The following is a 12,309-nucleotide window of genomic DNA, read 5'->3' as shown; positions in this document are numbered from 1 at the left end:
GGCCCGAAAACGGGCCTGATCGGGGTGCAAACAACCCGAAAGTGGCGATGATTTGAGCAGTTTTTAACCATTTTTGAATACTTTGGTCATGAGGTCGATTTTTGGATGTTTGAAATCGAGTTCTTCAGACCTTCCTTAGGTAGATCCTATCTGACGGACCTTCTACCCAAATAATCGAGTTTGCCTGAACGATATCTGACGCACGGTAACCGAGGTCTGAGCAGATTCGGTATCGCTCTGAAGGGGTGGATGCTGGGCGCACAGTAGTCTGCCCATCAACAAGAGAAACGTGGAAAGTTGCTGCGCCAGGAGTGTCTATCAAAACGGCAGAGTGGGTAGCTATGAAGTATTGATTGGTAGTTTTGGCCGCCAAGTACTGCATGAGTTTTCGCTGGAGAGTAGGGTGAAGATGTATTTCGGGCTCTTCTATGCATACGATTTGATTCTTTGCCAAAGTGCAAAACGCAGCAAGCATGATGATTTCATGTATGCCCGTTCCCAAGGAACTAAGCGGCAAAAGGCGGTCGTTCATATGCACAAGAATGTGCTCTCGATCATGAGGGATTTCTAACGTGGCACTCGGATCGCCGGTGACGCTGCGCAGAAAGTTATTTATCTGATCAAAGTCGACCTGTTTATGTCTTTCTAAGTGCCCCGGATTTTGAATTTCTGCCAGTTTATCGATTAAGCCTTTGCCTGATGTGTCCTCGTATTGCTCACCTTTGGCACCAATTTGTCGAATTGCGGGAATGTAGACTGATCTGGGTAGACTTAGACATTCTGATTGGAGTACTTGGGCAATCGATTCAGGAAGCCAGTTTTGATCAAATGTGCCACCGGTGTATGAGGGCCTGAAAATCTGCCAAATGGCTCTAGTGGCGTTGATAATTTCGGGCGCGGTATATTTTTGATTGTTCGTAATTTTCCCAGCTGCCACAAACCTTCTGGGATGGGCGCCGTACTGAATCCAGACGAATGATCCATCCGCAAGATTATCCGTGAATAGTCTTATATTTTCGGGTGATGCAAGATACTCGTTGCTATTCTTTTTCGCCTCTTGTCGGATCACTTCATGTATTTTTTTCTTGGGTAGGTACAAATCAAAGAGCACCGACTCTTGACTATGACCCAAGTGCGGGTCGTTTTGTTTCAGCATTTTCTTCGGGGTTCGCCCTATGCTAGAGCCTAGAGCTTGATGCGAGAAACAATCTAGTTGCTCAGCGATAAAAGCTAAAAAAGCTGACTTCCCGGAATTATTTGGCCCGACAAACAAATTTATTGTTGTAAATTCTTGTGCCTCTTGCCTTATTGGGCCTATGCCTCGGTAATTCGTAAGCGCTAAACCGTGAAGAAAGATGTTCATTATTAGTACCAGCTAGGTGTGAAATATCAAATGCCAGAAAAGAGTGCCGTTGGGTGTTTGTCGTTTGCCAAGAGAAAAGAGTAAGTCCTGTGCTATTAGAAGTGCTTGTTATGGGAGTAGCGCGATGATTAGGCATGAAATTCCCAAGCCTGTGCATGACAGTGAAAGAATCCCGGGGTAAAAATTCTTGCCAAGAGCGAACGCATGTCGCACTTCAAGTTTTTCGGCCGTTTGGTCAGTCATTGATTTCATTACCGCGGTCAAGTCCTCTTTGAACTTGTCAGCCAGCCCTGTGATTGGCATAAGAGATATCAAAAGCCCCAAGGTAAACGTAATTACAGCTGCTATAACAAAAGGAGTGTTGGCTTCTGGTATCGCTCCGCCAATCACAGCTACAGATCCAGCTACGCCGGCAATGTTTACGTTTCCTAGCATTTTTACTTGTTCCCGGAGAGTTTCGGAGGCTTGTTGGTAAACGACTTGCCATACTTGAAGTGTGCTTTCCTCGGTCTTCCTTACTTTAACGGGACGAGTGGCTAAGAACGATTTTCTGCGGGTTCTTTTATACCAGCCAGCCAACTTGATTGTGATGAGTGTTGTTGCGATCGTTGTGATCGTTGTGATCGTTGCGAAAATAATTAAAAAACTATCGTTGTAGTTAGTCATACAGTTTCTCTCCTTCCTAATATGACACTTTTATCATTCCGCGTGATGAAGTAAGACATATTAAAGAGAGATAAAACAGCGCCACTTCCTTCCTTTGTTTTTGCTGATGAAAGATGCCCCAAAGACCCCAGCGACCATGTAGGCACTGCAAGGCGCTGCACCGAAACGCCAGCGGCTACTGCAATGAGCACGTCGGGCTAGCCAAGCAATGGCGCAAAACACCTGGCAAATCTGGACGAGGCGGTCGGCCATGGCGACGGCTAAGGGATTACATCTTGGCGCGCGATGGTTACTTATGCCAGTGCAGAGATTGCCAGAAGAGGCTTGTTCCATTGGTGGCGACTGAAGTGGATCACATCATCCCCGAGTCGCAGGGGGGAACAGATGACCACTCCAACCTCAGGGCAATCAATGAGGACTGTCATCGCAAGAAGACTCAAGCTGAAGCGCGGGCTGGCAGGGGGCTGAAGCGGCGGGGTGGGTAGGGGGGGGCGAGGAACCGCAGGGGCAAGCCTCTGGACACCAGCTGCCTAGTCAGATTTTTACACCCGCGAATTATGAAATTTGACCGGAGGCCGAATGGCTGGAGTAGCCGGACGCTCCGGGCGTCGGCTTAAGCCGGTTGCAAAGAAGCAGCTGGCCGGCAACCCCGGCAAGCGCAAACTGAATAAAGACGAACCAGACTTTGATCTGGTCACGAATATTGAATGCCCTGAATGGATGGGCGTGTACGGCGCGCAACTCTGGGCGACAGGTGCCCCCGAGCTGTGCCGCGAAAAGGTTTTGGCTGCAACTGACATTCAGAACCTTGAGGTTTACTGCGCGGCTTATGACCAGTTCCGGATGGCTTCGGATGAAATCACTAAGAACGGTATTGTTGTCCCCGGTGCACAAGGTGGCGTTGTTAAGAACCCGGCGTTAACGGCTAGGAATGAGGCGGCCAGACAGATGGCTACCTACGGTGGCATGTTGGGCTTGGATCCGTCTAGCCTCCAGCGTTTGACTGGCGCCACCAAGAAGCGCGACGAGAACCCGTTTTCTGGGTTGCTGCAATGTGGTCGAGCGATCGCCATTGCTGGCTGAAGTTGCTGGAATTGAGGTTAATGCTTCCAACATGAACCAGTCCGCCGACGGAGCTCGATTTGAGCCGATCATTGGTAACTCGGGTGATGTTGCCTCGCCTTCATGTTCGATTGTCGACGAATAGCTTTGGCGACGCCGCCTGATGTAAACAAGCGGGGAATCTAACGGTGTAAACAAGCGGGGAATCTAACGGTTTGGAGCCGACCGATTGTGGTTGACGGTTAATGCCGCAGGTCGCACCTAAGGTCACGAATCAACTTAGCCGAACCTCGTAAAAATCAAGACGCCGCACCTCCTCACGTGCGAGTTCGTCCGAGATCAGTCCACGTCGTGCCAGATCGTAAATTGCCTGGCGCGATGCACGCAGGGCATATAAACGGATTTCGCGTTCGACCTCGGCACGTGCGGCCGATCCATTAAGCCCGGCCGCCTCATTAACCTCAAGTGGCCCTTTCAACTCATCCATCATACGGCCAGCCACCGACGTGTAAATTTCGACCAGAGCTGAATCTGCCTGTGCATGTCTTGCCAAGGTTTGGCCCACGCTTTTGATAGCGGCTTCACGGGCTGCCTCTTTAAGCAAAGCCAACTGTTCTGCCTCATTGGCTTCGTCTGATGCAGCAACATTGCGCAGTAAAAAAGGCAAAGCCACACTGGCAATAATCAATGAAAAAATAATGACCATTGCTGCCAGAAAAATCGCAAGGTCACGGGCGGGAAATGCCGTCCCATCTTGAACAACCAGGGGCAATGTCATCACACCGGCTAACGTGATCGTGCCGCGCACCCCCGCAAGCGACAAGACGGCCATCATTCGCAAATCCATATCCCGGATATTTTCATCACGTTTTGGCCGCACGAAACGTCCGACTTGTGCGGTGATAAAGATCCAGGAAAACCGTATCGCAATAAGCGCCAGACACGTCACTATGGGGTAAACAGCCAGCCAGACCCAATGGTGATGCCCTACTTGTTTTAATACCTGGGCAGCACCTTGCATAATGCCTGGTAACTGCTCACCCAGTAAAACGAACATCAGCCCTGTCAGAATGAATTGAATAGAACTTCAGACGACATGTCGATGAACGCGTGTCTGGGCTAATGCTCGCCCCGACATTTCCGAATAACTCATTGTTACCCCTGCAGCCACGGCAGACAGAATGCCCGATGCACCGATCTGCTCGGCCAGGTAATACGCCATGAAGGGCAACAAAAGACTTAAGAGAACTTCAGATCCGGACTCCTCGCCGTGACGACTGACAAACACGCTTCGAACATAGCTAACCGACAACGTGACAGCGACGCCCGTTGCGAGCCCAGCTACAGCGAGCCAGACAAACGACGTAACTGCTGAAGTCAGAGAAAAGACGCCCGTTACGGTAGCAACAACCGCAAAACGAAATGCAACCAGACCGCTGGCATCATTGAACAATGACTCGCTTTCCAGCAGGATCATAATCCTTCGAGGCACAACGACTCGCCGCATGATTGCGCTGACCGCGACCGGATCCGTAGGGGACACAATAGCCGCCAGAGCAAAAGCTACTGTCAGCGGCATGGACGGAATTATCCAATGCAGAAGGTAACCCAGACAAAAAACTGTCAGAAAAACCAATCCAAAAGCCAACTGGAATACGCCCATTTTGTTCTGAAACAGGCCATTTTTAGGGATGCGCCAACCATCGAGAAACAATAGGGGTGGAAGAAATAGTAAAAAGAAAACCTCTGGCTCAAGCTCGATGCCACGCTCAAAGTTCGCTGCGATCAAGAAACCAAAACCAATTTGCATCAATGGCAGTGGAATTGAAAAAGGCAATATACGAACCAACACCCCGCTCAAAAGCACGGCAACCAGCATAACGAGAATGAGAATTAGCGTAGTCATGGGCGGGAATTTTAATGTTTGGGTGAACGTATCATGTAAATCGCCTACAGAATCTGCTCATTTCAGGTGACTGATGCAAATGCTTCAGCCGGGCTTTCATTTTCGATGCCTCGCGTGGCCGCAGTTGCCTTAAAGTGTTATGGTCTATGACAACATTACTTTAGGCGCACTTGTCATGATAAGACTTACGATAACGTTATCTTTGGTGCTTGGGTTTTCTGGGCCTGCGTTGGCATCAGAGCCGGCATGTGCTCGGAAAATCGCGGAAATCGAAACCCAGATAAGGTACGCCAAAGAGGCCGGCAATCAGGGGCGCGTTATGGGCCTCGAGCGGGCGATGTCTGCAGCTCAAGCTCATTGCACCGATGCGGGCCTGATCTCCGAAAAGGAAAAGGAGATCGATGAGAAGCAGGACGACATAAACGATATTCTCGACGACATGCGCGAGAAAGAGAAAGAAGGTCGCCTGGATAAAGTTAAAAAGCTCGAGCGCAAGCTGACTCATGAACGTGAAGAGCTTGAAGTCTTGCGACAAGAGCTCGCGGACATTAAAAGCCTGACGGGCGCCAACTCAAAATAGCCTGGGCCTTCGCAATTTTCGCAACACACTTTAGGCGTATTCCAGCTGAATAAGGGTCAGTGAATACTCGTGACTCCGAATCGATCACGCCAACCTAATTCAGTGTGCTGCTTACGTCTTTTTCAGTTGTTATGCGGTTATCCATTGGGTTATTCACAGTTTGTGTGGATAAGTCGCGACCGCTTTAATCGACACGCGCCAGGCGTATTCCGGTGAGGTATTCTTTTAGGGTACGCAACAGGAGATTCTCAATGAAGAAAATTTTTGCGATGTCGCTGGTTTTAATGCTAGCTGGATGCGCCACGTCGAACCAAAGTTTGCCGACCCAGGCGGATGTAGATCTTAATAAGTACGCAGGCACATGGTACGAGCAGGCGCGCTTGCCCAATCGTTTTCAAGAAGATTGCGTGAGTCATGTTCGGGCAGATTACAAAATTAATCCCGATGAGACCATCAGCGTTACCAATCAATGTCGCGCAAAGGATGGCGGTACAAAAAAAGTGCAAGGCATAGGCAAGTTGTCGGGTTCGGTTGACCCTCGCAATTCAGCCATCTTGAAAATTCGGTTTGCGCCTGACTGGACATCTTGGCTACCCATGGTTTGGGGCGACTACTGGATCATCAAATTGCAAGGCGATTACCAGTATTCACTTGTTGGTACGCCCGATCGTCAGTACCTCTGGGTACTCTCCCGTACGCAAGAGGCGGATGATGCTGCGGTCAATGCGCTGCTAGATTATGCGGCTACCCTTGGCTTTCCGGTCGAGCAGGTCAAACGGACTGGCTCATAAGACTGCAAGTTACCCGGTACAGGTACTTTTGTCTTCGTCATAAAAAAAACCGCTGCATCAGCAGCGGGATATCGGAATTCTTGAACCCTTACTCCCGTGCAAGCACGGGTATTTGACGCGACGTAATCAGCGCTTGGACGCGTTCAGCGCGTAATCGCTCACGCGATTTTGTTTAAAGTAAACAAATAGTTGGCGCGATTCAGTGACAGCATTCTTGGCTGTAGATGCGCCATATACCGGTATAAAGCTTATGGCTGAGTCGATCAAAGCGTTTTTCGTATCGTCGACAGAGTACATCCAGTGCCGTGGGCCGTCAGGGTCATCGCTGCGCATGTCCGGTTCGCCATAAATGCGGCGAACTTCGTCAGGTGTAGTCACGCCAACTTTCAGGTTTTCTTTAAGCGCGGCTGGGCTGTACTTGTCGGTTCCAGCGCTTTGTATGGTTTCGCAGGCTGAAAGCGAAAGCATGACAAGGATAGATAAGAATAGTTTTTTCAACATGTTTCAACTTATATAGAAATGAACAGAAAGGATCGGGCTCAAGAAGATGTCAACAAAATGTAGTGTTTTAATGCAAGATAAGATCAAAAAATACGATTAATGTCTTATTGTGCTTGCGCATGTGTTTATAACTCAGCTGTCGATTTATTCAAGTTCTTCCTGGTATCTGTCTGTTAGATTTAGTAAGTCAAGTGTTGACGATGCAAATAAAATGCTATGTTTTTAATAGCAAAAGGCGCGGTAGTCCCACGCTTTTGCGATCGGTGGTCGCAAAAGACGTGGGCAGGTAATTGCTAGGGGGCGGTGCAAGGGAAGCGCGGTCCGGGCTTACGCCAGCGCTTCTTTAGCGGCTTCTTCGGGGGTCAGGCCGTCATAGAACATGTCTGTCAGCCAATCGGCTTCGTCTTCGATGTATTGCTGTGCGTCTTTGCGGGGCACACCCGCTGCAACGAATAATTCTTCAACTTGAATGCACCATTCAATCAGGGCGGCTTCGTCGGGGTCGGTGTCTTGGTGTGTATTTGACATGATGATGTCCGGTTGGGGTTGATGAGCCATCATACGCCAGCGGCGGCGGCTAACAATGGCATGTAATTTTGTGTCGCTATTGCTTTGTCCGTAAGGCGGCCAAGTCACGGTAAAAATATAGCAGTAGTCCGGCAATGACCAATGCGGTGCCAATCACGATGTTGATCTTGAAAGGTTCATTGTTAAGCAAAATACCAAAGCCTATGGCCAGCATGGGCGTCAATACGGTAGCTAGCGACAACGTGGTGGCCGAAATTTTTTGCATTAGGTTGAAGTAACAAAACATCCCCAATACCGATGAGGCAATGACCAGATAGCCGATGGCCATCATTGATCGCGCGCCTGGCATGGTCGCGGGCATTTCAGCCCAAATAAAAGGCAGAAAGCAGAACGAGATGAGGGTTGAGACAAAGATGGAGCCCGATGCCTGTGCGATAGGCGGGATGCGCGCATTGATGTGCTTCACCCAGAAAATGGAGATCGCGTAGGTGAGTATGGCGCAGAACATCAGCACCAGCCCTACGGTGTCGAGGCGTGCTTCTTCGTCGGCCATGGTGTTGGTGTACAAGCCCATAATGGCCACCGCCATGCCAAGCCACTGTATGCCCGTTAACCGTTGCCGGTAGAGCAGGTAGGCAATCAAGCCGGCCACAATCGGCGCAAATCCGAACATCAGCGCAATCATGCCTGACGACAGATAGCCCGTGGCCAGGTAGGTAAATGTCTGCGAGACAATCAGGCTGAATGATCCGGCCAGATAACTGTGCAAGGCGGTGCGTGTAAGGGGCAGTTTTACCCTGATCACGACCAGAACCAGGGCAATGATCGGTGCGGCCAGGCAAAAGCGCAACATTAGCGACCAGAGCTTGGGGATTTCGGCAACGCTCCAGACGATAGATAACGGCGTCAGCGCCCAGATCAAGACAAGTGATACGTATATCGGAACGACGGTCTTGATCTTTGATTCCATGGGGCGCAGGGTGTTTGTGCTTGGGTTTGGTCGCGGGTACATGCCAGGCACCGCTGAGAGTCTGTGTTTGGCCGTCGTTGTCAGTACGATTATCGGCAGTCTGTGTTAAAGATTGTCGATGATCGTGCTCAAGATGATAATACACGCCTGAATGAAGGGCGGTCAGAAGGGTGATTTAAGGATGCTTTTTTGTGTCTGCAAGCCACTGGCGCGGGCATGGCAAACAATTGACAGGCGTTAACAGAATGACAGCGATGGTGCGGCTTGCTCAGGCCAATATTTCTTATCAGGTCGATGGCCAGGGCGAAGGCTTGGTGTTGATTTCGGGAACAGGCGGCGATCTGCACAGCAATTGGGATCATCTCATGGGGCGTTTTACCGCACGTCGACAGGTTGTGAGGGTTGACTACGCTGGGTCGGGAAAGACGCAGGACCATGGCGGCGTATTGCAGGTAGAAGCACTGGCAGAGCAGGTCATGTCAGGGGTTGGTGCGGCCCAACTAGGCAAGTTCGATCTGGTGGGGTATTCGCTGGGGGCTGCGGTTGCAATTTATATTGCTGCGCAGTACCCGCAGCATGTTCGCTCTCTTGTTCTGGTAGCGGGGTTTGCATATGGGGGGCAAAGCCGGTTGGGTATGCAGTCCGACCTCTGGTTGCAACTCATACAAGACGACCCGCGCGCATTTGCCAAGGTCATTTTGCTTACCGGGTTTTCGCCGCAGTTTCTGAACGCTATGGCGCCCGGCGATATTCAGAGTTGGATCGACGCAATATGCACGTCAAACCGCTGGGACGGCATTTCCCGCCAAATTGATTTAGACCGACGCCTGGACGTTCGGGAGTATCTTGGGCAGATACGGGCGCGAACGTTGGTTATCGGCTGTGCCAATGATTTTATGGTGCCCAAGGCGCACGCCCAGGATCTGGCCGAAGCCATTACTGGGGCGCGCTATGTTGAGTTGCAAAGCGGGCACTTGGTGCCTTTTGAGTGCCCCGACATTTTTGCGGACACCGTTTTGAACTTTATAGAAAGTGTTTAAGGGCCGTATTTTTTAATGGGTTGTTTGTCTTGTTTTCTGCGCGGCTACACCCAACCCTGACGCCATTGAGTTGTATCTTTCAAGTCTCGCCACGCGATGGTTTTTACGGCTTTTGAGTACACCGCTTCAATTTCAACCCACGTTATTGCCGTTTCCGGCGGGTCGGGCTCAACGACTTTAATCACCAAAAAATGCTTGTTTTTGGCGATGGGTTTGACCGCAGTCCATTTGGTAAGCAGTAGTTTTTTAGGGTGAAGCGGGTTCAAGGTCACGATCTCTTTGAGGTGGGCCGATTCGCTATTTTAATCGCCGTATCGTGACCAAAACGTAAGGCCTTGCGCATCGTGCTCAAGGGCATTGACGGCTGCCTTGCGATACACTGGGCGCCCGTTGTTTTTTCGAGTTGCATCATGGCGTTGCGTGCCACTGTTTATAAAGCCGACCTTAATATTGCCGACAATGACCGCGGGTATTATGCCAGCCATGCGGTAACGCTGGCGCGGCACCCGTCGGAAACGGATGAACGTATGATGGTGCGGCTGTTGGCCTACGCCTTGTACGCCGACGGTGCCGATACGCTGGCGTTTACGCGAGGTTTGTCGGAAGCCGATGAGCCCGATTTGTGGCGTCTTGATCTTACTGGCGCTATTGAGTTGTGGGTTGAAGCCGGGCTACCCGACGAGCGTCGTGTGCTCAAGGCGTGTGGCCGTTCTGAGGCGGTGGTGCTTATGGCTTATGGCCGTAACGCGACCCTGTGGTGGCAGGGGGTGCAAAATAAACTGGCCCGTAACCCGAAAGTGCGCGCTTTTATGTTTGATGTAGACGGTACCCAGGCCCTGGCTGCCTTGGCCGAGCGAAAAATGACGCTTAACATCAATATTCAAGATGACACCTTATGGGTGTCCTCCGACGCGGGTGAGGCCACGGTACATCTTCAACGCCTGAACGGCTAATTAGCGTTTATGTCTGCACGTCAAACTGCGCCAACCCTGGCCGAACTGACCACGCCTGTTGCGATGGGCTATATACCGTTGGGCATTGTCTTTGGCTTTTTGTTTGTTGAAGCCGGAGGGAGCCCGTGGCTTGCCATTGCTGCCAGCGTGTTTGTTTATGCGGGAGCAGCACAATTCATGATGGTGCCTATGCTGGCGGCTGGGCTGCCGGTGGGGGCCATTGCGCTGGCCACGCTGGTCGTCAATTTGCGTCATGTGTTCTACGGCATTTCTTTGCTTAAGGCGGTGCCTTTGGCGGGCTGGCGGCGTTGGTACAGCATGTTTGCACTGACCGACGAAACGTATGCCGTGCTGACGGCGCTGCCCGAACAATTGCGTGGGCAAAAAATGGTGTTGTTGTCTGCCTTGAACCAATGTTGGTGGGTTGGCGGCACGGCGTTAGGGGTTTGGGCGGGCGCCGTGGTGCAGCTTGATTTGTCCGGTCTTGATTTTGTCCTGGCGGCCTTGTTCGCTGTGCTGGCGGTAGAGCAATGGCGCGCAAAGCGCGTGGTCTGGCCTATTTGGGTGGCGGTGCTGGGTTATGGCGTGGCGTATGTGCTTGCGCCGGGGCAGGCGCTGGTGATTGCCATTGGTTTAAGCGTGCTGGCTGGTGTGTTGGTTAAGCCGGCGCCAAGCAGGGCGGAGGAGCGCAATGTCTGATACAGATTATGTATGGGCAGTGATTGCTGTTATGGCCGGTGTGACTTTTGCCTTGCGAGCCTTGCCTTTTGTAGCCGGCCGCTGGTTACGTCGTCAGGGTTTGGTACATAAACTGGGGGCCACACTGCCCTTGTCTGTGATGACGCTGCTGTTGCTGCATACTATGGTGGGCGCCGCCCGCGAAAACCCCGCCGGCATCTGGCAAGAAGGTATTGCCGTACTTTTGGTGATTGTGCTGCAGTGGCGGACCCGCAACACATTGCTAAGCATTGTGATGGGCACAGCCGCTTACTTATTGATGCGCAACCTTTAATCAAAAGTTGCCTGCGGTAAGGGCCCAATAATTTGCCGGAGTCATGGCCTTAACGACCCCGGCAAACTTACTGTCTTTAGTAGGTATACACACCATGGCCAGTTTTACGGCCCAGGCGCCCGGCGGCAACCATTTCGCGCAGCAGCTGGCACGGGCGATACTTGCTGTCGCCAAACTCTTTCAGGTAAACCTCCATAACCGCCAGGCAAACGTCCAGGCCGACCATGTCGGCTAGCGCCAGAGGCCCAATGGGGTGGTTGCAGCCCAGCTTCATGCCGGCGTCAATGTCTTCCGGAGACGCCAGGCCTTCGGCCAGTACGAAAAACGCCTCGTTGATCATCGGGATGAGGATACGGTTAACTACAAAACCGGGGGCGTTCTTGACGGTGATCGGCGTTTTACCCAGGCGCTCGGCCAGGTCTTTAACCCGGGCGTGTGTCGTGTCGGCTGTTTGCAGGCCTAAAATCAGCTCAACCAGTGTCATCATGGGCACGGGGTTGAAGAAGTGCATGCCAATGAATTTGTCGGCGCGTTGAGTGACGGCGGCCAATTGGGTAATGGAAATGGACGATGTGTTGGTGGCGATGATGACGTCGCTTTCCAGCATCTCGTCGAGCTGCTTCAAAATCTTGACTTTCAGCTCGTAGTTTTCGGTGGCTGCTTCAATGACCATTTGCGCCGGTTTCAGGTCTTCGTAGCGCGTTGATCCTTTGATACGCGCCAATGCCGCAGCTTTGTCGGCTTCGGTAATTTTTTCTTTTTTGATCAGGCGGTCGAGACTGCCTGTAATGGTAGCCAGACCTTTTTCGACGGCTGCGTCAGAAATGTCGACCATTACTACATTAATACCGGATACGGCACACGCCTGTGCGATGCCGTTACCCATTGTGCCGGCACCAATGATGCCTACCGTTGAAATCGTCATGTCAGTATCTCC

General features: G+C 51.4%; 15 protein-coding genes and 1 pseudogene. 8 read left to right on the top strand and 8 right to left on the bottom strand.

The window, feature by feature from the left end:
* Positions 1-124 precede the first annotated feature (124 nt).
* Together CHR62_RS13790 and CHR62_RS13785 are read right to left on the bottom strand one after the other, a co-directional pair.
* On the bottom strand, positions 125-1,363 hold the full coding sequence (locus CHR62_RS13790) for an ATP-binding protein (RefSeq protein ID WP_123661301.1): 1,239 nt from the start codon (positions 1,361-1,363) through the stop codon (positions 125-127).
* A gap of 108 nt (positions 1,364-1,471) precedes the next feature.
* Entirely contained in the window at positions 1,472-2,029 is a 558-nt protein-coding gene (locus CHR62_RS13785) for a hypothetical protein (protein WP_093970371.1), read from the bottom strand.
* Positions 2,030-2,142: 113 nt separating this feature from the next.
* On the opposite strand from CHR62_RS13785, the gene CHR62_RS13780 reads away from it, so the two are divergent.
* Both CHR62_RS13780 and CHR62_RS13775 read left to right on the top strand, forming a co-directional pair.
* Positions 2,143-2,514: an HNH endonuclease gene (locus CHR62_RS13780; RefSeq protein WP_093970370.1), complete on the top strand. Its 372-nt coding sequence runs from the start codon at positions 2,143-2,145 to the stop codon at positions 2,512-2,514.
* Between the two features lie 94 nt (positions 2,515-2,608).
* Entirely contained in the window at positions 2,609-3,112 is a 504-nt protein-coding gene (locus tag CHR62_RS13775) for a phage terminase small subunit P27 family (protein WP_093970369.1), read from the top strand.
* A gap of 253 nt (positions 3,113-3,365) precedes the next feature.
* Here CHR62_RS13775 and CHR62_RS13770 read toward each other — a convergent pair.
* Positions 3,366-4,970: pseudogene (locus CHR62_RS13770) on the bottom strand (Na+/H+ antiporter).
* 202 nt (positions 4,971-5,172) lie between these two features.
* Here CHR62_RS13770 and CHR62_RS13765 point away from each other — a divergent pair.
* Together CHR62_RS13765 and CHR62_RS13760 are read left to right on the top strand one after the other, a co-directional pair.
* The gene (locus CHR62_RS13765; protein ID WP_158214021.1) at positions 5,173-5,577 is read left to right on the top strand and encodes a DUF1090 domain-containing protein; all 405 of its coding nucleotides are present in this window, start codon (positions 5,173-5,175) and stop codon (positions 5,575-5,577) included.
* Between the two features lie 251 nt (positions 5,578-5,828).
* Positions 5,829-6,368 carry a lipocalin family protein gene (locus tag CHR62_RS13760; RefSeq protein ID WP_093970366.1) on the top strand — a complete coding sequence of 180 codons (540 nt, stop codon included), beginning with the start codon at positions 5,829-5,831 and terminating at the stop codon, positions 6,366-6,368.
* A 126-nt stretch (positions 6,369-6,494) separates the two neighbouring features.
* Here CHR62_RS13760 and CHR62_RS13755 read toward each other — a convergent pair whose 3' ends face one another.
* The 3 genes from CHR62_RS13755 to CHR62_RS13745 form a co-directional block, all read right to left on the bottom strand.
* Positions 6,495-6,869 (bottom strand): outer membrane protein assembly factor BamE, encoded by a 375-nt coding sequence (locus CHR62_RS13755; RefSeq protein ID WP_093970365.1) that lies wholly within the window; start codon positions 6,867-6,869, stop codon positions 6,495-6,497.
* Positions 6,870-7,196: 327 nt separating this feature from the next.
* Entirely contained in the window at positions 7,197-7,397 is a 201-nt protein-coding gene (locus CHR62_RS13750) for a hypothetical protein (RefSeq protein ID WP_093970550.1), read from the bottom strand.
* A 76-nt stretch (positions 7,398-7,473) separates the two neighbouring features.
* Positions 7,474-8,409 carry a DMT family transporter gene (locus CHR62_RS13745; protein WP_199722952.1) on the bottom strand — a complete coding sequence of 312 codons (936 nt, stop codon included), beginning with the start codon at positions 8,407-8,409 and terminating at the stop codon, positions 7,474-7,476.
* Positions 8,410-8,612: 203 nt separating this feature from the next.
* Here CHR62_RS13745 and CHR62_RS13740 point away from each other — a divergent pair, with 203 nt between their 5' ends.
* Positions 8,613-9,407 (top strand): alpha/beta fold hydrolase, encoded by a 795-nt coding sequence (locus tag CHR62_RS13740; RefSeq protein ID WP_123661300.1) that lies wholly within the window; start codon positions 8,613-8,615, stop codon positions 9,405-9,407.
* 44 nt (positions 9,408-9,451) lie between these two features.
* Here the strand turns inward: CHR62_RS13740 and CHR62_RS13735 are convergent, their stop codons facing one another.
* Positions 9,452-9,679 carry a TIGR02450 family Trp-rich protein gene (locus tag CHR62_RS13735; protein WP_370318064.1) on the bottom strand — a complete coding sequence of 76 codons (228 nt, stop codon included), beginning with the start codon at positions 9,677-9,679 and terminating at the stop codon, positions 9,452-9,454.
* Between the two features lie 138 nt (positions 9,680-9,817).
* On the opposite strand from CHR62_RS13735, the gene CHR62_RS13730 reads away from it, so the two are divergent.
* From CHR62_RS13730 to CHR62_RS13720, 3 genes are read left to right on the top strand one after another with little or no spacing between them, the layout of a single operon-like run.
* Positions 9,818-10,360, top strand: a complete 543-nt coding sequence (locus tag CHR62_RS13730) for a YaeQ family protein (protein WP_123661299.1) — start codon at positions 9,818-9,820, stop codon at positions 10,358-10,360.
* A 9-nt stretch (positions 10,361-10,369) separates the two neighbouring features.
* Entirely contained in the window at positions 10,370-11,059 is a 690-nt protein-coding gene (locus CHR62_RS13725) for an AzlC family ABC transporter permease (RefSeq protein WP_093970362.1), read from the top strand.
* The gene (locus tag CHR62_RS13720; RefSeq protein WP_123661298.1) at positions 11,052-11,372 is read left to right on the top strand and encodes a branched-chain amino acid transporter permease; all 321 of its coding nucleotides are present in this window, start codon (positions 11,052-11,054) and stop codon (positions 11,370-11,372) included. The genes CHR62_RS13725 and CHR62_RS13720 overlap by 8 nt, the downstream gene beginning before the upstream one ends.
* A 76-nt stretch (positions 11,373-11,448) precedes the next feature.
* Here CHR62_RS13720 and CHR62_RS13715 read toward each other — a convergent pair whose 3' ends face one another.
* Positions 11,449-12,297 carry a 3-hydroxybutyryl-CoA dehydrogenase gene (locus CHR62_RS13715; protein ID WP_123661297.1) on the bottom strand — a complete coding sequence of 283 codons (849 nt, stop codon included), beginning with the start codon at positions 12,295-12,297 and terminating at the stop codon, positions 11,449-11,451.
* Between the last annotated feature and the right edge of the window lie 12 nt (positions 12,298-12,309).

The sequence above is a fragment of the Pusillimonas sp. NJUB218 genome (assembly GCF_003788685.1).
GTDB lineage: Bacteria > Pseudomonadota > Gammaproteobacteria > Burkholderiales > Burkholderiaceae_B > Neopusillimonas.
Note: the sequence above shows the minus strand (reverse complement) of the source record. Positions and strands in the feature narration are given on the sequence as shown.

Coding starts and splice junctions, on each gene's coding strand:
- CHR62_RS13725 (WP_093970362.1), top strand. CDS start 10,370: ATGTCTGCACGTCAAACTGCGCCAACCCTGGCCGAACTGACCACGCCT.
- CHR62_RS13765 (WP_158214021.1), top strand. CDS start 5,173: ATGATAAGACTTACGATAACGTTATCTTTGGTGCTTGGGTTTTCTGGG.
- CHR62_RS13730 (WP_123661299.1), top strand. CDS start 9,818: ATGGCGTTGCGTGCCACTGTTTATAAAGCCGACCTTAATATTGCCGAC.
- CHR62_RS13785 (WP_093970371.1), bottom strand. CDS start 2,029: ATGACTAACTACAACGATAGTTTTTTAATTATTTTCGCAACGATCACA.
- CHR62_RS13775 (WP_093970369.1), top strand. CDS start 2,609: ATGGCTGGAGTAGCCGGACGCTCCGGGCGTCGGCTTAAGCCGGTTGCA.
- CHR62_RS13760 (WP_093970366.1), top strand. CDS start 5,829: ATGAAGAAAATTTTTGCGATGTCGCTGGTTTTAATGCTAGCTGGATGC.
- CHR62_RS13720 (WP_123661298.1), top strand. CDS start 11,052: ATGTCTGATACAGATTATGTATGGGCAGTGATTGCTGTTATGGCCGGT.
- CHR62_RS13790 (WP_123661301.1), bottom strand. CDS start 1,363: ATGAACATCTTTCTTCACGGTTTAGCGCTTACGAATTACCGAGGCATA.
- CHR62_RS13745 (WP_199722952.1), bottom strand. CDS start 8,409: ATGTACCCGCGACCAAACCCAAGCACAAACACCCTGCGCCCCATGGAA.
- CHR62_RS13715 (WP_123661297.1), bottom strand. CDS start 12,297: ATGACGATTTCAACGGTAGGCATCATTGGTGCCGGCACAATGGGTAAC.
- CHR62_RS13750 (WP_093970550.1), bottom strand. CDS start 7,397: ATGTCAAATACACACCAAGACACCGACCCCGACGAAGCCGCCCTGATT.
- CHR62_RS13755 (WP_093970365.1), bottom strand. CDS start 6,869: ATGTTGAAAAAACTATTCTTATCTATCCTTGTCATGCTTTCGCTTTCA.
- CHR62_RS13780 (WP_093970370.1), top strand. CDS start 2,143: ATGCCCCAAAGACCCCAGCGACCATGTAGGCACTGCAAGGCGCTGCAC.
- CHR62_RS13740 (WP_123661300.1), top strand. CDS start 8,613: ATGACAGCGATGGTGCGGCTTGCTCAGGCCAATATTTCTTATCAGGTC.